At 62.4% G+C, this 19,503-nt stretch carries 15 protein-coding genes; 9 read left to right on the forward strand and 6 right to left on the reverse strand.

All coding sequences use genetic code 11. The features are described 5' to 3' along the window. Positions 1 to 118 precede the first annotated feature (118 nt). The 5 genes from FHT75_RS05805 to FHT75_RS05825 all read left to right on the forward strand — a co-directional run bounded on the left by FHT75_RS05805 (position 119) and on the right by FHT75_RS05825 (position 5,628). Positions 119 to 1,132 (forward strand): carbohydrate ABC transporter permease, encoded by a 1,014-nt coding sequence (locus tag FHT75_RS05805; RefSeq protein ID WP_029868023.1) that lies wholly within the window; start codon positions 119 to 121, stop codon positions 1,130 to 1,132. 1 nt (position 1,133) lies between these two features. Next, positions 1,134 to 2,297, forward strand: coding sequence for a carbohydrate ABC transporter permease (locus FHT75_RS05810; RefSeq protein ID WP_063476341.1), 1,164 nt, complete (start codon positions 1,134 to 1,136; stop codon positions 2,295 to 2,297). Between the two features lie 34 nt (positions 2,298 to 2,331). Then, complete coding sequence (locus FHT75_RS05815) at positions 2,332 to 3,984, forward strand: alpha-glucosidase (RefSeq protein WP_097544564.1); 1,653 nt, start codon at positions 2,332 to 2,334, stop codon at positions 3,982 to 3,984. Positions 3,985 to 4,009: 25 nt separating this feature from the next. Continuing rightward, complete coding sequence (locus FHT75_RS05820) at positions 4,010 to 5,098, forward strand: ABC transporter ATP-binding protein (protein ID WP_029868020.1); 1,089 nt, start codon at positions 4,010 to 4,012, stop codon at positions 5,096 to 5,098. A gap of 176 nt (positions 5,099 to 5,274) precedes the next feature. Continuing rightward, on the forward strand, positions 5,275 to 5,628 hold the full coding sequence (locus FHT75_RS05825) for a hypothetical protein (RefSeq protein ID WP_047613630.1): 354 nt from the start codon (positions 5,275 to 5,277) through the stop codon (positions 5,626 to 5,628). 82 nt (positions 5,629 to 5,710) lie between these two features. Here FHT75_RS05825 and edd read toward each other — a convergent pair whose 3' ends face one another. The 5 genes from edd to FHT75_RS05850 form a co-directional block, all read right to left on the reverse strand. Further along, positions 5,711 to 7,534 (reverse strand): phosphogluconate dehydratase, encoded by a 1,824-nt coding sequence (edd, locus tag FHT75_RS05830; RefSeq protein WP_097622990.1) that lies wholly within the window; start codon positions 7,532 to 7,534, stop codon positions 5,711 to 5,713. A 78-nt stretch (positions 7,535 to 7,612) separates the two neighbouring features. Next, positions 7,613 to 8,311, reverse strand: a complete 699-nt coding sequence (gene pgl / locus FHT75_RS05835) for a 6-phosphogluconolactonase (RefSeq protein WP_029868017.1) — start codon at positions 8,309 to 8,311, stop codon at positions 7,613 to 7,615. A 10-nt stretch (positions 8,312 to 8,321) separates the two neighbouring features. After that, the gene (gene zwf / locus FHT75_RS05840; protein WP_029868016.1) at positions 8,322 to 9,797 is read right to left on the reverse strand and encodes a glucose-6-phosphate dehydrogenase; all 1,476 of its coding nucleotides are present in this window, start codon (positions 9,795 to 9,797) and stop codon (positions 8,322 to 8,324) included. A 134-nt stretch (positions 9,798 to 9,931) separates the two neighbouring features. Then, positions 9,932 to 11,230, reverse strand: a complete 1,299-nt coding sequence (locus FHT75_RS05845; protein ID WP_183844731.1) for an NAD(P)/FAD-dependent oxidoreductase — start codon at positions 11,228 to 11,230, stop codon at positions 9,932 to 9,934. A 12-nt stretch (positions 11,231 to 11,242) separates the two neighbouring features. Further along, positions 11,243 to 12,679, reverse strand: coding sequence for a glutamine synthetase family protein (locus FHT75_RS05850; protein ID WP_047613636.1), 1,437 nt, complete (start codon positions 12,677 to 12,679; stop codon positions 11,243 to 11,245). Between the two features lie 108 nt (positions 12,680 to 12,787). On the opposite strand from FHT75_RS05850, the gene FHT75_RS05855 reads away from it, so the two are divergent. The 4 genes from FHT75_RS05855 to FHT75_RS05870 all read left to right on the forward strand — a co-directional run bounded on the left by FHT75_RS05855 (position 12,788) and on the right by FHT75_RS05870 (position 19,277). Next, complete coding sequence (locus FHT75_RS05855; RefSeq protein ID WP_183844730.1) at positions 12,788 to 13,987, forward strand: NAD(P)/FAD-dependent oxidoreductase; 1,200 nt, start codon at positions 12,788 to 12,790, stop codon at positions 13,985 to 13,987. A gap of 196 nt (positions 13,988 to 14,183) precedes the next feature. Next, the gene (locus tag FHT75_RS05860; protein ID WP_165932281.1) at positions 14,184 to 14,327 is read left to right on the forward strand and encodes a hypothetical protein; all 144 of its coding nucleotides are present in this window, start codon (positions 14,184 to 14,186) and stop codon (positions 14,325 to 14,327) included. A gap of 313 nt (positions 14,328 to 14,640) precedes the next feature. Further along, positions 14,641 to 17,169, forward strand: a complete 2,529-nt coding sequence (locus FHT75_RS05865) for a methyl-accepting chemotaxis protein (RefSeq protein ID WP_097544568.1) — start codon at positions 14,641 to 14,643, stop codon at positions 17,167 to 17,169. 260 nt (positions 17,170 to 17,429) lie between these two features. After that, positions 17,430 to 19,277 carry a methyl-accepting chemotaxis protein gene (locus FHT75_RS05870; protein ID WP_097622988.1) on the forward strand — a complete coding sequence of 616 codons (1,848 nt, stop codon included), beginning with the start codon at positions 17,430 to 17,432 and terminating at the stop codon, positions 19,275 to 19,277. Here FHT75_RS05870 and FHT75_RS05875 read toward each other — a convergent pair. Beyond that, complete coding sequence (locus tag FHT75_RS05875; protein ID WP_097622987.1) at positions 19,250 to 19,486, reverse strand: hypothetical protein; 237 nt, start codon at positions 19,484 to 19,486, stop codon at positions 19,250 to 19,252. The two genes, FHT75_RS05870 and FHT75_RS05875, sit on opposite strands and share 28 nt — an antisense overlap. Positions 19,487 to 19,503 lie beyond the last annotated feature (17 nt).

The raw sequence follows: 19,503 nt of genomic DNA on the forward strand, positions 1-19,503 counted from the left end.
CCGGCCATCGCAGGATATATTGTGACTGGGCAATACAAAGAGATTGACCATGACCGGCGTTGACCCGTCAGCATAAAACCGGTTGGGATAAGATCAGGGGAAGCAGGGGAGGGACGAAATGCTGTCGCAGATAGTGTCCGCTTTGGGCGTCGTGGTCGTCGCCGTTTTCGCGTGCTCGGCCTATTTCTATTTTTCGAACAAGATTCTGGATCTCGCTCTGCCGGTGAAGGATGGCGACATCCGCGCCGCATCGCGCAATCTCAACCGCCGCGCGCTGATCCGGCCGTGGTTGTTCATCGGCCCGGCGCTCTTCCTGCTCATCGTCTATCTCGTCTATCCCGTCGTTGCGACCTTCATCCTCTCCTTTTACGACCGTGCCGGTCTGCAGTTCGTCGGCCTCGCCAATTACAAATGGGCGATCGGCGACCGCGAATTCCGCCAGTCGATCTTCAACAACATCCTCTGGCTCGCCGTCGTGCCGGCCGCCTGCACCTTCTTCGGCCTCGTCATCGCGGTGATGACCGATCGCATCTGGTGGGGCAATATCGCGAAAAGCATCGTCTTCATGCCGATGGCGATCTCCTTCGTCGGCGCCTCGGTCATCTGGAAATTCATCTATGAATATCGCGGCGGCAACGACGTTCAGATCGGCCTGCTGAACGCCATCGTCCAGACTTTCGGCGGCACGCCCGAGGTGTGGATCTCCATTCCCTTCTGGAACAACTTCTTCCTGATGGTCATCCTGATCTGGATCCAGACCGGTTTCGCCATGGTCATCCTGTCGGCCGCTCTGCGCGGCATCCCCGAGGAGACGATCGAAGCCGCCGTCATCGACGGCGCCAATGGCTGGCAGATCTTCTGGCGCATCATGGTGCCGCAGGTCTGGGGCTCGATCGCCGTCGTCTGGACGACGATCACCATCCTCGTCCTCAAGGTCTTCGACATCGTGCTGACCATGACCAACGGCCAGTGGCAGACGATGGTGCTGGCGAACCTGATGTTCGACTGGATGTTCCGCGGCGGCGGCGATTCCGGCCGAAGTGCGGTTATCGCCATCATCATCATGCTCGCCGTCACGCCGATCATGGTGTGGAACGTGCGCCGCGCCAATCGCGAACTGAAGGGGCACTGAGATGACCGCTGCCGGAAGCTACTTCAAGATCGGCCCCGCCCGTCTCTTCGTTCACGCCGCCGTTCTGGTGATCGTCATCATCTGGCTGATCCCGACGCTCGGCATCTTCGTCAGCGCGCTGCGCGACAAGGACCAGATCGTCGTCTCCGGTTGGTGGACGGCCTTCGTCGGCTCGACGCAGACCGTCGCCGTCCGCTTGGGCACGCCGGACCAGCAGCAGCAGGAAGGTGCGGCCTACGTCATTGCAGGCAATGTGCTGGAAGGCCAGACCGGCCGCTCGGTGAAGGCCTTCGGCAACCGGGTGCAGCAACCCGCCGCCTACAAGGCCGGCGAGACCGCCGATCTCGGCGACGGCGAAACCCTGCAGATCAACAGCGACGGCAGCTACCGCTATGTGAAGAACGCCGCCTTTTCGCCCGACCAACGCCCGCGGCGCATTTATGCATCCGTCTCGGCGCCGCCGGAATTCACCATGCAGAACTACAACACGGTTCTAACAGGCGAGGGCATCGGCCAGTCCTTCATCAACTCGCTGACCGTGACGATTCCGGCGACGATCATCCCGATCCTGATTGCCGCTTTCGCCGCCTACGCCCTGAGTTGGATGGAGTTTCCCGGCCGCGGCCTGCTGATTGCGCTCGTCGTCGGCCTCATCGTCGTGCCGCTGCAGATGTCGCTGATCCCGCTGCTGCGCCTCTACAACGAGATCGGCGGCATGCTCGGCCAGCCGTCGAAGACCTATCCCGGCATCTGGCTGGCCCACACCGCCTTCGGCATGCCGCTCGCCATCTATCTCCTGCGGGCCTATATCGCCGGCCTGCCGAAGGAGATCATCGAATCCGCCCGCGTCGACGGCGCCAGCGACTTCGAGATCTTCGTCCGCATCGTATTGCCTCTGTCCTTCCCGGCACTCGCCTCCTTCGCCATCTTCCAGTTCCTGTGGGTGTGGAACGACCTGCTCGTCGCCATGGTCTTCCTCGGCACCGACAAGGACCACCTCGTGCTCACCGGCAGCCTGAACGCGCTGCTCGGCTCGCGCGGCGGCAATTGGGAGATTTTGACGGCGTCGGCCTTCGTCACCATCATCGTGCCGCTGCTCGTCTTCTTCGGGCTGCAGCGCTACCTGGTGCGCGGTCTGCTGGCTGGCTCGGTCAAGGGAGGCTGACCATTCCCGAACGTGACTTCAAACAGGATATTCCATGAACGTGGCTTCCCAATCGATCTCGACCCCCGACAAGGACTGGTGGCGTGGGGCGGTGATCTACCAGATCTACCCGCGCTCCTACCAGGATTCGAACGGTGACGGCATCGGCGACCTGAAGGGCATCACCGCCCGCTTGCCGCATGTGGCAAGCCTCGGCGTCGATGCGATCTGGATCTCACCCTTCTTCACCTCGCCGATGCGCGATTTCGGTTATGACGTTTCCGACTACGAGAATGTCGATTCGATCTTCGGGACGCTGGTGGATTTCGACACGATGATCGCTGAGGCCCATCGCCTCGGCATCCGCGTGATGATCGACCTCGTCATCTCCCACAGCTCGGATCAGCATCCCTGGTTCGTCCAGAGTCGCTCCAGCAAGACCAATGCCAAGGCCGACTGGTATGTCTGGGCCGACGCCAAGCCGGACGGTACGCCGCCGAACAACTGGCTGTCGATCTTCGGCGGCTCGGCATGGGCGTGGGATCCGACCCGCATGCAGTATTACCTGCACAATTTCCTGACCTCGCAGCCGGACATGAACCTCCATAATCCCGAAGTTCAGGATCGTCTGCTCGATGTCGTGCGCTTCTGGCTCAATCGCGGCGTCGACGGCTTCCGCCTCGACACCATCAATTTCTATTTCCACGACACGCAACTGCGCGACAATCCCGCGCTCGCTCCCGAGCGTCGCAACGCTTCGACGGCGCCAGCGGTCAATCCCTATAATTTCCAGGAGCATATTTACGACAAGAACCGCCCGGAGAACCTTGCCTTCCTGAAGCGCTTCCGCGCCGTTCTCGAGGAATTCCCGGCAATTGCCGCCGTCGGCGAAGTCGGCGACAGCCAGCGCGGCCTCGAGATCGTCGGCGAATACACTTCCGGCAACGACAAGATGCATATGTGCTACGCCTTCGAGTTCCTGGCGCCCGATCCCCTGACGCCGGAGCGCGTCGAGGAGGTGATGGAGGATTTCGAAGCTGCCGCGCCAGATGGCTGGGCCTGCTGGGCCTTCTCCAATCACGACGTCATGCGTCATGTCAGCCGTTGGGGCGGGCTGGTTGCCGATCACGACGCCTTCGCCAAGCTTTATGCCTCGTTGCTGATGACGCTGCGCGGTTCCGTCTGCCTCTATCAGGGCGAGGAACTGGCCCTGACCGAGGCCGATCTTGCCTACCAGGATCTGCAGGACCCCTATGGCATCCAGTTCTGGCCGGAATTCAAGGGCCGCGACGGCTGCCGCACGCCGATGGTCTGGGACAGCCAGGTCGCCCAGGGCGGCTTCTCCAGCGTCAAGCCTTGGCTGCCGGTGCCGGTCGAGCATATCCTGCGCGCCGTCAGCGTCCAGCAGGGCGACGAGGCTTCGGTGCTGGAGCACTATCGCCGCTTCATCGCCTTCCGCAAGCTGCACCCGGCTTTTGCCAAGGGCGAGATCGAATTCGAGGAGCAGCAGGGTGATGCCCTGGTCTTTACGCGCGAATACGGCAATGAGAAGCTGCTCTGCATCTTCAACATGAGCCCGGCCGAGGCCGCCGTCACTCTGCCGGCGGGAGAATGGCAGGCATTGACGGGCCATGGCTTTACCAGCAACAACTATGGCGACAAGATCGATATTCCGGCCTGGGGGGCGTATTTCGCCCGTCTGGCCTAAGGAACCGAACATAGGGGAGAGAAAAATGACTGGACTGACGCTGAAGGATATTCGCAAATCCTACGGTTCCGTGGACGTTCTCCACGGGATCGACCTCGATATCAAACAGGGCGAATTCATCGTCTTCGTCGGTCCGTCCGGCTGCGGAAAATCCACGCTTCTGCGCATGATCGCCGGCCTTGAGGCGATCACCGGCGGCGAGATGTATATCGATGGCCATCTCGTCAATGACGTGCCGCCCTCCAAGCGCGGCATCGCCATGGTGTTCCAGTCCTATGCGCTCTACCCGCACATGACCGTCTTCGACAACATGGCTTTCGGCATGAAGATCGCCGGCGAAAGCAAGCAGGAAATCGACCGCCGTGTCCGGGCGGCGGCCGAGAGCCTGCAGCTGACCAAATATCTCGATCGCCTGCCGAAGGCGCTTTCCGGCGGCCAGCGCCAGCGCGTGGCGATCGGCCGCGCCATCTGCCGCGATCCGAAGGTCTTCCTGTTCGACGAGCCGCTGTCCAACCTCGATGCCGCGCTGCGTGTCGCCACCCGCATCGAGATCGCCCGCCTGAACGAACAGATGGCCGATACGACGATGATCTACGTGACCCACGACCAGGTCGAAGCGATGACGCTCGCCGATCGCATCGTCGTTCTCTCCGCCGGCAATATCGAGCAGGTCGGTGCGCCGCTGGAGCTCTATGAGCGCCCGGCCAACCTCTTCGTCGCGAAATTCATCGGCTCGCCGGCCATGAACATCATCCCGGCGACGGTGGCCGGAACCGGAAGCCAGACGACGGTGACGCTGACCGGCGGCATGTCCGTGACGCTCGATGTGGCGACCGACGCGTCGGAAGCCGGCAAGCAGGCAAGCTTCGGCGTTCGTCCGGAGGATCTGAGGATCGCCGACGGCGCCGACTACCTTTTCGAAGGCGAGGTGTCGATCGTTGAAGCGCTCGGCGAAGTGACGTTGCTCTATATCGAAGGCCTGGTCCCGGGCGAACCGATCGTCGTCAAGTTGCCCGGCATTTACGATGTGAAGAAGGGCCAGCGGATGCGGTTTGCCGCCGACAGGCAGAAGTTGCATCTCTTTGACGCAACCGGTCATACCTACCGGAAATGAGGCGGCCATTTTTGGGGTAATCATCCCAAGAATTGTACGAGACGGGCCAAATTCTCACTTTCTGTTAAAGATCGGCTGCTACCTTTTCCTCGTTAATTTATGAGGGGGATAAGCACGTGGCCGCTTCCAATCCGTCACAGCCAAAATCTCATTTCCTGAGCAAGGAAGAATCCTTCATGTACGACCGCGAGGCGCGGTTCAAGATGGAGGACACCATGAATGCCGCGCGCATCGAATATACGGAAAAGGGCGTCATGCATGCGGCGTCGCGTCGCTGCGACATTGTCCGGATCTCGATGAGCAGCGCGACACTCGCGATTCTGACCCAGTTTAACCTGCCGAAGCAGTTCTATCTGGATATTCCGGATGCCCGCATCACCAAGGTCGGTTGCCTGCTGATGAAGGTCAATGCCAACAATACGATCGAGGTCCGCTTCCTGCGCCTGCTGACGCAGAAGGAGCTGAATAAGATCTTCGTCTACAGCACCCATCCGGCGCACCGCGACTACGTTCTCGATATTCGCGCCTGACGGGTAGCGCAGGGACTGATACAGAAAACCCGCGGGGTGCTTCGTGCGCTCCGCGGGTTTTGTCGTCTGTGGTCGGCCACGCTCAGTGGTGGAAGAGCACGCTCGCGCCCTGGTCCGAAGCGCCGACGGCGCGGCGGAACGGCGCGAAGAGCTCGCGGCCCATGCCGAATTCATTGTCGGAGAGATCGACGGTCACTGGCTCGCGCTCGGCCAAATCAGCCGCATCGACGAGCAGTTCCAGCGTGCCCTTGATCGCGTCCAGGCGAATGATGTCGCCTTCGCGGATGCGGGCGATCGGGCCGCCGTCGACCGCTTCCGGGGTGACGTGGATTGCTGCCGGCACCTTGCCGGATGCGCCGGACATGCGCCCGTCGGTCAGGAGCGCCACGCGGAAGCCGCGGTCCTGCAGCACGCCGAGCGGTGGCGTCAGCTTGTGCAGTTCCGGCATGCCGTTCGCCTTCGGGCCCTGGAAGCGCACGACGGCGATGAAATCGCGGTTGAGCTTGCCTTCCTTGAAGGCGTCCTGCAGCTCCTGCTGGCTGTGGAAGATGATCGCCGGCGCCTCGATGATGTGACGCTCCGGCTTGACGGCCGATATCTTGATGACCGCCTTGCCGAGATTGCCGCGCAGCATCTTCAGCCCGCCATTCGCCTGGAACGGCGTTTCGATGCTGGAGAGAACCTTGGGATCGACGCTCTTGTCAGGCGACGGCTCGCGCAGGACGGCGCCGTTTTCGCCGAGACGTGCATCGACCGTATAGGCTGCGAGACCCTGGCCGAAGACGGTGCGCACGTCGTCATGCACCAGCCCGTGCTTCAGGAGTTCCTTGATGAGGAAACCCATGCCGCCGGCCGCCTGGAAATGGTTCACGTCGGCAAGCCCGTTCGGGTAGACGCGGGCAAGCAGCGGCACGATTTCCGAAAGCTCGGCGATGTCCTGCCAGGTGAGATGGATGCCAGCCGCCCGCGCCATGGCGACGAGGTGCAGCGTGTGGTTGGTCGAACCGCCCGTCGCATGCAGGCCGACGACGCCGTTGACGATCGAGCGTTCGTCGATCATCTCGCCCGCCGGGGTGAATTCGTTGCCGAGCGCGGTGATCGCCAGCGCCCGCTTGGCGGCTTCGCGCGTCAGCGCTTCGCGCAGCGGCGTGCCGGGATTGATGAAGGAGGAGCCGGGCATGTGGAAGCCCATGATCTCCATCAGCATCTGGTTGGAATTGGCGGTGCCGTAGAAGGTGCAGGTGCCGGGGCCGTGATAGGATTTCGATTCCGCCTCGAGCAGCTCGGCGCGTCCGACTTTGCCCTCGGCGAAGAGCTGGCGCACGCGCGACTTTTCGTCGTTCGGCAGGCCTGTCGTCATCGGACCGGCCGGAACGAAGATCGACGGCAGGTGCCCGAAGGACAGGGCCGCGATGACGAGGCCTGGCACGATCTTGTCGCAGACGCCGAGGAAGAGGGCGGCATCGAACATGTTGTGCGACAGGCCGACGCCCGCCGACATGGCGATCAGGTCGCGCGAGAAAAGCGAGAGCTCCATGCCCGGCTGTCCCTGGGTGACGCCGTCGCACATCGCCGGCACGCCGCCGGCCACCTGCGCCACGCCGCCCGCCTCGGCGGCCGCCTCGCGGATGATCGTCGGATAGGTCTCGAACGGCTGGTGGGCCGAGAGCATGTCGTTATAGGCGGTGATGATGCCGAGATTGGCGATGCGGTCGCCGGCGAGCGCATCTTTCTCGGCGGGGGAACAGACCGCAAAGCCGTGGGCAAGGTTGGCGCAGCCGAGCACGGAGCGGGCGACACCCTTGGAAGCGGCGGCGCGCAGGCGTTCCAGGTAGCGCTCGCGGCTTGGCTTCGAGCGTTCGACAATGCGATCGGTGATCGCGGAAATGCGTGCGTGAGCGGACATGGAATATCCCTGCCTTGTTCGTTGTCTCTATCTGTTTCGGCGGCTCTGGCCTGAATCTCGGTCCGGATTGACGGCCGATCAGGGAGCCCAGTAGATCTCGACCGGGGAAGTGGCCCGGCGCAGAACGGCGCGGATCGGCATTTCTGCTTCGTCACCGCTGCCTTCCGCCTTGGCGAGAACGTCTTTTTTGCCTTCGCCCTCAATATGGAGAACCAGGAGTGCGGCATCCTCAAGACTGGAGAAGGTGAAGGTCAGGCGCGGCTCGCCGGCTCCTTCCGCTTCCATGGTGATGATGCCGCGCGGCGTCGATGGATCGAGCGCCTTGGCAAGATTGCTGCCGCCGGGAAAGAACGAGGCCGTGTGGCCGTCGCCGCCCATGCCGAGGATGACGATGTCGAAGGGTGAGCTGATCGCCCTGGTCTTCTCGGTTGCGAGCGAGGCTGCCTCCTCCACGGAGGCTGCATCCTGATAGAGCGGCAGGAAGCGTGCCGCCTTTGCCTTGTTCTGCAGCAGATTGGCATCGACCAGCAGATGGTTCGAGCGCGGATTGTCGGCCGGCACGAAACGTTCGTCGACGAGGGTGATCGTCACCTTGTTCCAGGCGATGTCGCGCGTCGACAGCGCCTGAAAGAAGGCCTTCGGGGTGGAACCGCCGGAAACGGCGATGGACGCCGTTCCACGGGCGGCAATCGCCGCCGAAAGCGTGCTCGCGACCTTGTCGGCGAGGCTGCCGGCAAGGTCTGCGGCGCTGGCGAAGGAATGCAGGGTCGATGCCATCGATGTCGTCCTAGATCTCGTCGTGCCAGGTGCGGCCGTCGCGCTCGATCAGCGCGATGGCCTGGCTCGGACCCCAAGTGCCGGCCGTATAGCCCTGCACCTGCTGGCCGGTCGTTTCCCAACCCTTGAGGATCGGATCGACCCATCTCCATGCGGCTTCGACTTCGTCGCGGCGCATGAACAATGTCTGGTTGGAGCGGACCACATCCATCAGCAGACGCTCGTAGGCGTCGGGATTGCGGACGTTGAAGGCCTGGGCGAAGCTCATGTCGAGCGACACGTTACGCAGGCGCATGCCGCCCGGACCCGGATCCTTGATCATCAGCGACTGCTTGACGCCCTCGTCCGGCTGCAGGCGGATGATCAGCTGGTTGGCGACGATGCGCCCGGCCGCCTGGTCGAAGATCGCATGCGGGATCGGCTTGAAGGTGATGACGATCTCGGACATGCGTCCGGTCAGGCGCTTGCCGGTTCTGATGTAAAAGGGAACGCCGGCCCAGCGCCAGTTGTTGATCTCGGCCTTGATGGCGACGAAGGTTTCGGTGTTCGAAACGCCGCCTTCGAGTTCTTCGAGGTAGCCCTTGACCGGGCCGCTGCCCGATGCGCCGGCGCGGTACTGGCCGCGCACCGTCGCCTGCTCGACATTCGAGGCATTGAGCGGCTTCAGCGCCCGCAGCACCTTCAGCTTCTCGTCGCGAACGGCTTCCGAATCCATCGACGAGGGCACTTCCATCGCCGTCAGGCAGAGCAGCTGCAGAATGTGGTTCTGCACCATGTCGCGCAGCGCGCCGGCCGTATCGTAATAGCCGGCGCGGCCTTCGAGGCCGACCGATTCAGCCACGGTGATCTGCACGTGGTCGATGTAGTTGGCGTTCCACAGCGGCTCATAAAGCGCGTTGGCGAAGCGCAGCGCCATCAGGTTCTGCACCGTCTCCTTGCCGAGATAGTGGTCGATGCGGAAGATCTGCTCTTCCTTGAAGGCGCGGCCGATCGTGTCGTTGAGCTGCAGTGCCGAGGCGAGGTCGCGGCCGATCGGCTTCTCGACGACGATGCGGGTCGACTTGGTGATCAGCTTGTGGTCGTGGATCTTCTGCGAAATGTCGCCGAAGATGCCGGGCGCGACCGCCAGATAGAAGGCGCGCACGCGTTCCTTGCCTTCGTCGAGCAGCTTCTTCAGCTGATCCCAGCCGGCATCGGTGCGGGCGTCGACCGAGACGTAGTAGAGGCGGGCGCAGAATTTCTCGACCTCCGCCTCGTCATATTCTCCCTTCTTCAGGTGCTCCTTCAGCGCGTCCCTGGCGAATTTGCGGTATTCCTCGTGCGTCAATGGGCTGCGCGAGGCGCCGATCACGCGGGTCGGTTCGGTAAATTGGCCTTCGATTTGGCGATGATAGAGGGCGGGCAACAATTTGCGTTCGGCAAGGTCGCCGCTGCCGCCGAAGACGACGTAATCAAAGGGCTCAACGGGAATGATCTGGCTGCTCATGAGCTTGTCTCTCAATCAGGCTGGTTGGCGGCCCTTTTAATCTAATCGATTTAAAAAAGCCAGTGTGCAGTGCAATGAATCTGTCAGGCACCGGTTTTAGAGCGAATTTCCGGAAGAGGAAATCCGCAATCGGACTAAAACTTGTCGCGAAGCGCAAACCACGACAAGGCGAGGAAAAGCAACGGCGCGCGCATGCGGGCTCCGCCGGGAAAGGCGGGAATATCGAGCGATGTGAACAGGTCGAGATCGCCGGATTTCCCAAGCACCGTTTCCGCATAGAGCTTGCCACAGTAGTTTGACAGCATGACGCCATGGCCGGAATAACCGCCGATCGAGATGACCCCGGGCATGACCTCGCGCACGAAGGGCTGGCGCGGCATGGTGATGCCGACGCTGCCGCCCCAGGCATGGGTGATGTCGATGTTTTTCAGATCGGGATAGATCTCGGCGATCTGCCGGCGAATATGCTGCGAAATGTCCCGCGGATTGTCCGCCGTATAGGCTTCGCGCCCGCCGAAGAGCAGACGGCCGTCGCCGAATTTGCGGAAGTAGCGCACGACGAAGCGCGAATCGGCCACCGCCTCGCCGCCCGGCAGCACGCTGGGATGCCCGTCGAGCGGGGCCGTGGCGCCGATGAAGGAGCGGATCGGCATGATATGGCTTGCCGTCACCGGTTCGAGGCCGTCGATATAGGCGTCGCAGGCGATCAGCGCGCGCTCGGCGGTGATCACACCCCTTTCGGTTTCGATCGTCACCTTGCCGCCGCCCTGGCGGATCGCCGTTGCCCTTGTCATCTCGAAGATCGCAGCTCCGGCATTGGCGGCGACCCGCGCCAACCCCACCAGCAGCTTCAGCGGATGGATATGGCCGGTGCCGACATCGCGCACGCCGCAATGGAACCGCTTCGAGCCAAGCCGCTCCTGGGTTTCCTTCTCGTCCATGGAGCTGATATGCGGATAGTCGTAACGCAGTGCGGCAATCTCGGCATTTTCGTAATAGGCGCGTTTGTAGCTCGCCTTATGTGCGACGTTGAGCTGGCCGGGCACATAGTCGATCTCGATCTGATGTTCGCGGGCGAAATCGAGGAGATGGCGCTTGGCCGCCTCGGCAAGATTAAACAGCGCCTTAGAGCGTTCGTAGCCGATCGTCTCCTCGAGTTCTTCCGGCCACCAGCGCTGGCCGGTGCCGAGCTGACCGCCATTACGCCCGGATGCCCCGTCGCCGAAGCGGCAGGCCTCGATCAGGACCACCGAAACGCCCGATTTGGCAAGATGATAGGCGGCCTGCAGGCCGGTATAGCCGCCGCCGATGATGGCGACGTCCGATGTTATCGAACCGTCGAGAGCGGCATAGGTCGGCCGCTCCCCGACGGTTGCCTGATACCACGATAGCCCGGGCGCGATCGGGCTCTGCCACATCTCCTGCGATGCCATGGATGCTTTCCCTCACACGTTGAGCAGAAGGAATTCCCGCTCCCAGGGGCTGATCACCTGCATGAAGGTCTCGAATTCGCCACGCTTGACGCCGGCATAAAGGCCGATGAACTGCTTGCCGAATATCTCCTCGAAAGCGGGCTCGTCCTCGAGCAGCGCCACGGCTTCGAGCAGGCCGCGCGGCAGGTCGATCGAACCCTCATTGGCCGAATCCTCGGTCGGCGCCGTCGGCTCGATCTCTTTCATGATGCCGAGCAGGCCGGCGGCCAGCGAGGCGGCGAGTGCCAGATAGGGATTGGCGTCCGAGCTCGGCAACCGGTTTTCCACGCGTCGCGCCTGCGGATCGGAAACCGGAACGCGGAAGGCGGTCGTCCGGTTGTCGTAGCCCCAGGCATTGTTCACCGGGCAGGACATATCGGGCTGCAGGCGCCGGTAGGAATTCACGTAGGGCGCCAGCATCGCCATCGCGCTCGGCACGAATTTCTGCATGCCGCCGATGAAATGGAAGAACTCCTTCGAGGCCGATCCGTCCGCATTGGAGAAGATGTTCTGGCCGGTCTCGATATTGACCACCGATTGGTGGATATGCATCGCCGAACCCGGCTGGCCCTGCATCGGCTTGGCCATGAAGGTCGCATAGATGTCGTGTTTCAGCGCCGCCTCGCGGATCGTGCGCTTGAACAGGAACACCTGGTCGGCAAGCTCGATCGGATTGCCGTGGCGCAGGTTGATCTCGAGCTGCGCCGGTCCCTCCTCGTGGATCAGCGTATCGATCTCCAGCCCCTGCTTCTCCGAGAAATGGTAGACATCGTCGATCAGCTCGTCGAATTCGTTGATGCCGGCGATCGAATAACCCTGGCCGCCGAGGATCGAACGGCCGGACCGGCCTTTGGGCGGGTGCAGCGGATAATCGGGATCGTCATTCTTGGCGACGAGGTAGAATTCGATCTCGGGCGCCACGATCGGCTTCCAGCCGCGGTCATGATAGAGGCTCATGATGCGCTTCAGCACGTTGCGCGGCGTATAGGGCACTTCGCCGCCGTCCGAATCGACGATGTCGCAGATCACCTGCGCCGTCGGGTCGGTTTCCCAGGGCACGACGGACAGCGTCGAAAGGTCGGGCATCAGCTTCAGGTCGCTGTCGCGCGGCTCGTAGCGGAAGCTCTCCGTCTCGTCGGGATATTCGCCCGAAATCGTGTGCCGGTAGATCGCCGATGGCAGGGCCAACGAGGTGTTCGAGGTGAATTTCGAGCTTGGCATCATCTTGCCGCGCGCAACGCCGGCAAGGTCCGGCGTGATGCATTCGATGTCTTCGATGCCCCTGTCCCGCAGCCACCGCGCTGCTTCCTTCCAGTTCGCAACGCCGCGCAGGGATCCGGGGTCCGGGGGAGCTTTCGTCGAGGCGGGTACGTTTCTGGCAGGCTTCAGCGTCGTCTTTTTTGGGGACATGACACACCGGTTTGCGTTGATCGTGGCGCCATCATAACCAGACTTTGCCAATTGGCGAGGGGTGCCAAACGTTGACTTTCGCCCTTTGATGGAAAAGAAGACGCTGTCTTGATCGGGGAAACGGGTTTGCAGCGCAAAAGCGACGTCATCGTCATCGGCGCCGGGGCGGCGGGCATGATGGCGGCCATCCGCGCGGGAAAACGCGGCCGGTCGGTCGTGGTTCTCGATCACGCAAGGGCGCCTGGCGAGAAGATCCGCATATCGGGCGGCGGCCGCTGCAATTTCACCAATATCCATGCCGGCCCGAAGAATTTCCTCTCCGCCAATCCGCATTTCTGCAAGTCGGCGCTCGCCCGTTTCACCCCGGCCGATTTCATCGCCATGGTCGACCGCCACGGCATTCCCTGGCATGAAAAGACGCTGGGCCAGCTTTTCTGCGACGACAGCGCCAAGGACATCATCCGCATGCTGCTGGATGAGATGCGCATGGCCGGCGCAGCGTTGCATCTCGGCGCCGAGATAAGAGGCGTCGAGAGGACGGACGCCGGCTTCCGCGTCTCGACCGGCGAGGGCGCCTATGAAGCATCGTCGCTGATCATCGCGACCGGCGGCAAGTCGATCCCGAAGATGGGCGCCACCGGCTTTGCCTATCGCCTCGCCGAACAGTTCGGCTTGGCCGTGCTCGAAACCCGACCCGGCCTGGTGCCGCTGACGCTCGATCCCGGCCTGCTCGAGAGCATTGCGCCGCTCGCCGGCATTGCCGCCCCGGCCGAAATCCGCCACGGCAGGACCGCCTTCCGCGAAGCACTGCTGTTCACCCATCGAGGCTTAAGCGGCCCCGCCATCCTGCAGATCTCTTCCTATTGGCGCGAAGGCGACGAGATCGTCGTTGCGATCGAACCGGATATCGACATTGCGGCGCATCTGAAGCGGGCAAAGCAGCTCAATGGCCGCCAGTCGCCGCAGACGGCACTCGGCGACATCCTGCCGAAGCGGCTGGCGCAATTTCTCGTCGAGCGCGAAAAGATCTCCGGCAACATGGCCGACCTGCCTGACAAGGCGCTGCTGCGCCTGGCCGCCGGCGCCCAGAGCTTGGCCGTCAAACCGTCCGGCTCGGAAGGTTACCGCACCGCCGAAGTGACGCTCGGCGGCATCGACACGGCAGCGTTGGATTCCCGCAGCATGGAGGCAAAGGCCGTGCCCGGGCTTTATTTCATCGGCGAATGTGTCGACGTCACCGGCTGGCTCGGCGGCTATAATTTCCAATGGGCCTGGGCCTCCGGTTTTGCCGCCGGTGAATGCGCTTAATACATGTCGCTCAAAAGTGCCCAGCGGTTTGGGAGAACGACTTGCATAAGACAAAGACCAAAGCCGATTCAAGACTTCTTAATAGAGGTGCGCCATCCTGTCTCAATTGGCGGTTTGCAAAATCGTTCCTAGATAATGCTTTACCGGCAAGCCGTTTTGTTGGATTGTTGTGTCAGAGAGAAGTGAGGTTTCGCGCATGACCAGAAACACACGACGCGCCCGCGCCATCGCAATTGCCGAGGCAAAGCCGAACGCCCGGATGGTGACCCTGCGTTATCTGATGCTTGCCGCCGGCGCCACTGCCGCCAGCCTCGCGCTGCTGATCTCGCACTTCATCTGATCCCGTCGGTAGACCTGGAAAGAACATTGCGGCATGCTGATCGCCGCGCTGCGGCGTTGCAGCTTACAATCTGCAACTATTTCACCGCCTTGGCTTAACCCGCCATAACCGCTTATCCGAAAATTAATATCTAATCTGACACAATTGCCCGCGATTATTTGGGCATCTCCAAGTTGTTTGGACATGAACTGGCAATGACTGCCGCCTGGTCTCCGGGTTCCCCAATGTAAATTTAAGAACGGCTTGATGTGTACCCGGCTGGCGCCATGTGGCTGCCTGCGGGAGGACTGGTGTATGAAAGGCCCGGAACGCCATGTTGATTGACAAGATTCTTTCCCGCTTCAGGATCAAGACGAAGGTTTTGATCTTCGTTCTGCCCTTCGTCGTCACCATTTCGGCGGTAGGCCTGACGGGCCTCTACGCTTCCGGACTTCTGCAGGGCCGCATGGAAATATCCAACAGCGTGCTGCAGTCGCTGAGCGGCTTCAAGGATCTCTACGGTTCGATGGACGATTTCCTGCGCGTCACCAGCCCGGAGGCACGCGACAAGCTGACCGCGGAACTGAAGACCCAGCAGGGCGTGCTCGACCGGACGCTGAACCAGGTCGGTGAAGAGGCCGCCGGCCGCGACAGCCTTGCCGAGGCATCGCACCGCACCAAGGACATATCGGGCGTCGTCGACAAGCTCTGGGCCCTGCATGAGCAGGAACAGGCTTTGCATGAGCAGATCGACGCCGCACAGAAGAGCCTGATCAGCACCCGTTTCACGGTCTCCTACCAGGCCGAGGAATTGCAGACCGCGCTCCAGAACGACGAGGGCGCCGCCACCATCACGCTGCGCACCGCCGACCGCCTGCTGAAGGGCGGCGACTTCCTCGGCACCGTCGCCAGCGGCTACAGCAAGCCGCAAACGCCGCAGGACAAGATCGCCTTCATCAACGGACAGATGCCTGCGATCATCAAAGCCCAGCGGCAGATCGCCATTTCGGTTCCGACCAACCAGAAGAACGTCATCGACGCGCTGACCGCAACCATCGACAGCATCAAGGCGATCGCTCAGCTGCCCGCTCCGACCGACGAGGACATCGCCGAACTCGGCCGCCTCGTGTCGCGCTTCCGCCAGACCTCGACCTATACGCAGCTGACGGCAACGCAGAAGATGCGCGAGGCGACCCAGCGTTTCGCCGAGCTCGAGGGCCGCATCGCCCAGACCAACTCCGTCCTTCAGGATACGCGGCGGCTGGAAAACTCCGTCTATGCGCTGCAGATCGTCCTTTCCGATTTCCTCTCCAACTCCAGTAAGGATAATCTCGTACGCCTGCAGCAGCAGGCCGGCACGCTTGGCAAGGATATGCAGGTGCTGACCACCAGCGCCAAGGGCATGGGCTTTGCCGAAGGCATATCGGGCGCGATCCAGCCGGCGCTCGACGCCATTTCCGGCGGCGGCTCGAAGATCGTCGATACGATCAGCGAGCGCGTCACCGCCTATGCCGCCGCCCGCCAGGAGCTCGACCAGATCTGGACGAAGCTGACCGATTTCGCCGAGCTGCAGAAGCAGACGGCCGGCACCGAGCGCACCCAGGCAAACAGCATCTCGGTCATGACCACCGGTCTCGGCATCCTCCTGTCGATCCTCGGCGGCATCGCCCTGGTGCTGACGCTGCAGCGCCCGATCAGCCAGATCACCGCCGCCATGCGCCGCATTGCCGAAGGGGCGCTGGAAACCAGCATCTCGGGCGAGCAGCGTCACGATGAAATCGGCGACATGGCCCGCGCGCTCGGCATCTTCAAGGAAAACGCCATCTCGAAGATCCGCATCGAGGAGCAGAGCGACGAGGAGCGTGCCGCCGCCGAACACGAGCGCCAGCGCAACGACGCCGAAAAGCACGAGATGGATCGTCAGATCGAATTCGCGGTCAATGCACTTGCCGCCGGCCTCGAACGCATGTCGCAGGGCGATATCTCGACGACGATCGAAACGCCGTTCATCGGCCGTCTCGAACAGCTGCGCCAGGATTTCAACGGTTCGATGATGCGCCTGCAGGCGACGATGAGCCAGATCCGCGACAATGTTGAACTGATCCAGGGCAACGGCAACCAGATGGCCCAGTCGGCCGAGGATCTGTCCAAGCGCACCGAGCAGCAGGCTGCCTCGCTCGAAGAGACCGCGGCCGCCGTCGACGAGATCACCGTCACGGTCCGTTCGTCGGCCGAACGCGCCAAGGATGCCGACCAGATCGTCCGCCAGGCCAAGCGCAGCGCCGACGATTCCGCCGTCGTCGTCAGCAATGCGATCGACGCGATGGGCCGCATCGAGGATGCCTCGCGCCAGATCGAGCAGATCATCGGCGTCATCGACGAGATCGCCTTCCAGACCAACCTCCTGGCGCTCAACGCCGGCATCGAAGCGGCGCGCGCCGGTGAAGCCGGCAAGGGCTTCGCGGTGGTGGCGATGGAAGTCCGCGAACTGGCCCAGCGCTCCGCAGCCGCGGCGCAGGAGATCAAGGGGCTGATTAACAAGTCGACCAACGAGGTCAATTCCGGCTCGCAGTTCGTGCAGGAGACCGGCACGGTGCTTGCCAAGATCAGCGCCCAGATCGTCACGATCAGCCAGCATGTCGAGATGATCGCCCGCGCCAGCCACGACCAGTCCAACGCGTTGCAGAGCGTCAACGCGACCGTCAACCAGATGGACCAGATGACGCAGCAGAACGCCGCCATGGTGGAAGAGACGACCGCCGCCAGCCGCGAACTGGCCGACGAGGCGGATTCGCTGCGCCGGCTGATCCAGCAGTTCAAGATCGACGGCGAGGCAGCCGCGCCGGTCTACCGCGCCGCCTGATCGCCGGCCGACCCCGTCTTCATGCGAACGGCCCCGGACTTTCCGGGGCCGTTCCTGTTTATCCCGCAGAAATCGCGCTTCGATCGAAGAGATTGAACGATAGAAGAATAACCTCGAATGCCCGCCAGTCTGTCGAGCCGCAATGGTCGGAAAACGTTCGAAAACGAGACCGGTGAATATCTCCGCCAACCCTGATTTACGGAAAATTTTCCTTAACGCTTTTGGCTTAATTTAGCCATGGTTTCTCCTCGGGGGTTTTCATGCTGCGCCTTTTCTCAACGTCGATCGTACGCCAGATCGTTGCGATCACATTGTTCCTGCTGGCGATCAGCACGGCCGCCATCGTCGGCGTGACCTATTATAATTTGAGCAATCATGTCATGGACGGGGCGATCTCCGACGCGAAGGAGGCCGCCCGCGCGATGGCCGTCCTCTACGGCGCGGCCGATCAGGGCGCAAAGATCGAGCTGAAGGACAATCAGCTCTCTGCCGTGACGGAAGACGCCATTCCGGCCCTTGCCGATCATTCGCTGGTCGACCGCACGGCGCAGTCGATTGCCGGTGTCGCGACCATCTTCCAAAAGCAGGACAGCGACTACGTCCGCATATCCACGAACGTCAAGAAGGAAAACGGCGATCGTGCCGTCGGCACCAAGCTCGCAGCCGAGCACCCTGCCCAGCCGGTTCTCGCCAAGGGCGAGGCCTATTACGGCCCGGCGGTGCTTTTCGGCCGCCAGTTCATCACCGGTTACTTCCCCATCAAGAATGCATCGAACGCCAATGTCGGCATTCTCTTCATCGGCATTCCGATGGAGGTTTATTACCAGCGCCTGAATGAGCTGCAGATCCTGGTTCTCGGCATCGGCGCCATCGTCATGCTGATCGTCGGCGTTGTCGCCTTCTACGCGATCCGCCTGTCGGTGAAGCCTTTGCAGGCGTTGACTGCGAGCGTCCATTCGATCTCCGCGGGCGATCTTGAGGGCACCATCCCTTGCGTCGCCAAGAAGAACGAGTTCGGCGACATCGGCCGGGCCCTGGCGCTTTTCCGCGACAGTGCCCGGGCGCGGCGCGATCTGGAAACCCAGGCTGCCGAACAGCGCGCTCTGAGCGATGCCGAACGCGCCAGGAACGATGCCGACAAGCGCTCCCTTGACGGCCAGATCGACTTTGCCGTCAACCAGCTTGCCGCCGGCCTGGGGCGCCTGTCGCAGGGCGATGTCTCGCAGACGATCGGCACGCCCTTCGTCGGCCGGCTGGAGCAGCTGCGCGTCGATTTCAACGCCTCACTCCTGCGGCTTCAGGATACGCTCTCCGGTATCCGCGACAGCGCCTCGACGATCCAGCGCAACAGCAGCGCCGTCTCCGTCTCTGCCAGCGAGCTCTCGAAGCGCACCGAGGCGCAGGCGGCAAACCTCGAAGAGACCGCGGCCGCGGTGGAAGAAATCACCGTCACGGTTCGGTCTTCCGCCGAGCGTGCCCGTGAAGCCAACAATGTCGTGGCTGCGACCAAGAGGACGGCCGACAATTCCGGCTCCGTGGTCGGCGATGCCGTCGCCGCGATGGAGCGCATCGAAGAGGCCTCGCAGCGCATCGAGCAGATCATCGAGGTGATCGACGACATCGCCTTCCAGACCAATCTTCTGGCGTTGAATGCCGGCATCGAGGCGGCGCGCGCCGGCGAGGCGGGCAAGGGTTTTGCCGTCGTCGCCCAGGAGGTCCGCGAACTCGCCCAACGTTCGGCCGATGCGGCGCGCGAGATCAAGTCGCTGATCGAGACATCGAGCCGGGAAGTCACGGCAGGTTCCGAATTGGTCCAGAAGACCGGCAGCGTCCTTGCCTCGATCAGCCAGGAGATCATCGCCATCAGCGGCCATGTCGAGACCATCGCCACTGCGAGCCGGGATCAGTCGGCGGCGCTGCAGGAGGTCAACGGTTCCGTCAACGCCATGGACCAGATGACCCAGAAGAACGCGTCGATGGTGGCCGAGACGACACAGGCAAGCCGCCTGCTCGCCGGCGAGGCCGATACGCTGATGGCGCTGATCGAGCGGTTCCGCATCGTCGCAGAAACCGCACCTGCTCATCTCGGGGCAAGAAGGGTCGCCTGAACCGTACGGTCGCAGCTGCCGCAGGATTGCATTGCGGCCTTGCGGGGCTTTCTCAGATCTAGATCGAGCGACGTCAGCCAGCCGCCGAAACGAATGAGGCTGTTGTCTCCGAACTCGGCATAGAATCTGTCCTCGTCTGCCCTGGAGTCGCGTCGTCTGCCGGAATGCCGATATCCGATAGTGCCTGCGATGGTCATCATGTCGATCATGGCAATGTCCTTTCCTA

The organism is Rhizobium sp. BK112 (assembly GCF_014193215.1).
Lineage (GTDB): Bacteria > Pseudomonadota > Alphaproteobacteria > Rhizobiales > Rhizobiaceae > Rhizobium > Rhizobium anhuiense.

Excerpts from the sequence above, each read along its gene's own strand:
- FHT75_RS05865 (WP_097544568.1), top strand. The coding sequence starts at position 14,641 with ATGTTGATTGACAAGATTCTTTCCCGCTTCAGGATCAAGACGAAGGTT.
- FHT75_RS05860 (WP_165932281.1), top strand. The coding sequence starts at position 14,184 with ATGACCAGAAACACACGACGCGCCCGCGCCATCGCAATTGCCGAGGCA.
- FHT75_RS05870 (WP_097622988.1), top strand. The coding sequence starts at position 17,430 with ATGCTGCGCCTTTTCTCAACGTCGATCGTACGCCAGATCGTTGCGATC.
- FHT75_RS05820 (WP_029868020.1), top strand. The coding sequence starts at position 4,010 with ATGACTGGACTGACGCTGAAGGATATTCGCAAATCCTACGGTTCCGTG.
- edd (WP_097622990.1), bottom strand. The coding sequence starts at position 7,534 with ATGTCCGCTCACGCACGCATTTCCGCGATCACCGATCGCATTGTCGAA.
- zwf (WP_029868016.1), bottom strand. The coding sequence starts at position 9,797 with ATGAGCAGCCAGATCATTCCCGTTGAGCCCTTTGATTACGTCGTCTTC.
- FHT75_RS05850 (WP_047613636.1), bottom strand. The coding sequence starts at position 12,679 with ATGTCCCCAAAAAAGACGACGCTGAAGCCTGCCAGAAACGTACCCGCC.
- pgl (WP_029868017.1), bottom strand. The coding sequence starts at position 8,311 with ATGGCATCGACCCTGCATTCCTTCGCCAGCGCCGCAGACCTTGCCGGC.
- FHT75_RS05805 (WP_029868023.1), top strand. The coding sequence starts at position 119 with ATGCTGTCGCAGATAGTGTCCGCTTTGGGCGTCGTGGTCGTCGCCGTT.
- FHT75_RS05875 (WP_097622987.1), bottom strand. The coding sequence starts at position 19,486 with ATGATCGACATGATGACCATCGCAGGCACTATCGGATATCGGCATTCC.
- FHT75_RS05825 (WP_047613630.1), top strand. The coding sequence starts at position 5,275 with ATGTACGACCGCGAGGCGCGGTTCAAGATGGAGGACACCATGAATGCC.
- FHT75_RS05810 (WP_063476341.1), top strand. The coding sequence starts at position 1,134 with ATGACCGCTGCCGGAAGCTACTTCAAGATCGGCCCCGCCCGTCTCTTC.
- FHT75_RS05845 (WP_183844731.1), bottom strand. The coding sequence starts at position 11,230 with ATGGCATCGCAGGAGATGTGGCAGAGCCCGATCGCGCCCGGGCTATCG.
- FHT75_RS05815 (WP_097544564.1), top strand. The coding sequence starts at position 2,332 with ATGAACGTGGCTTCCCAATCGATCTCGACCCCCGACAAGGACTGGTGG.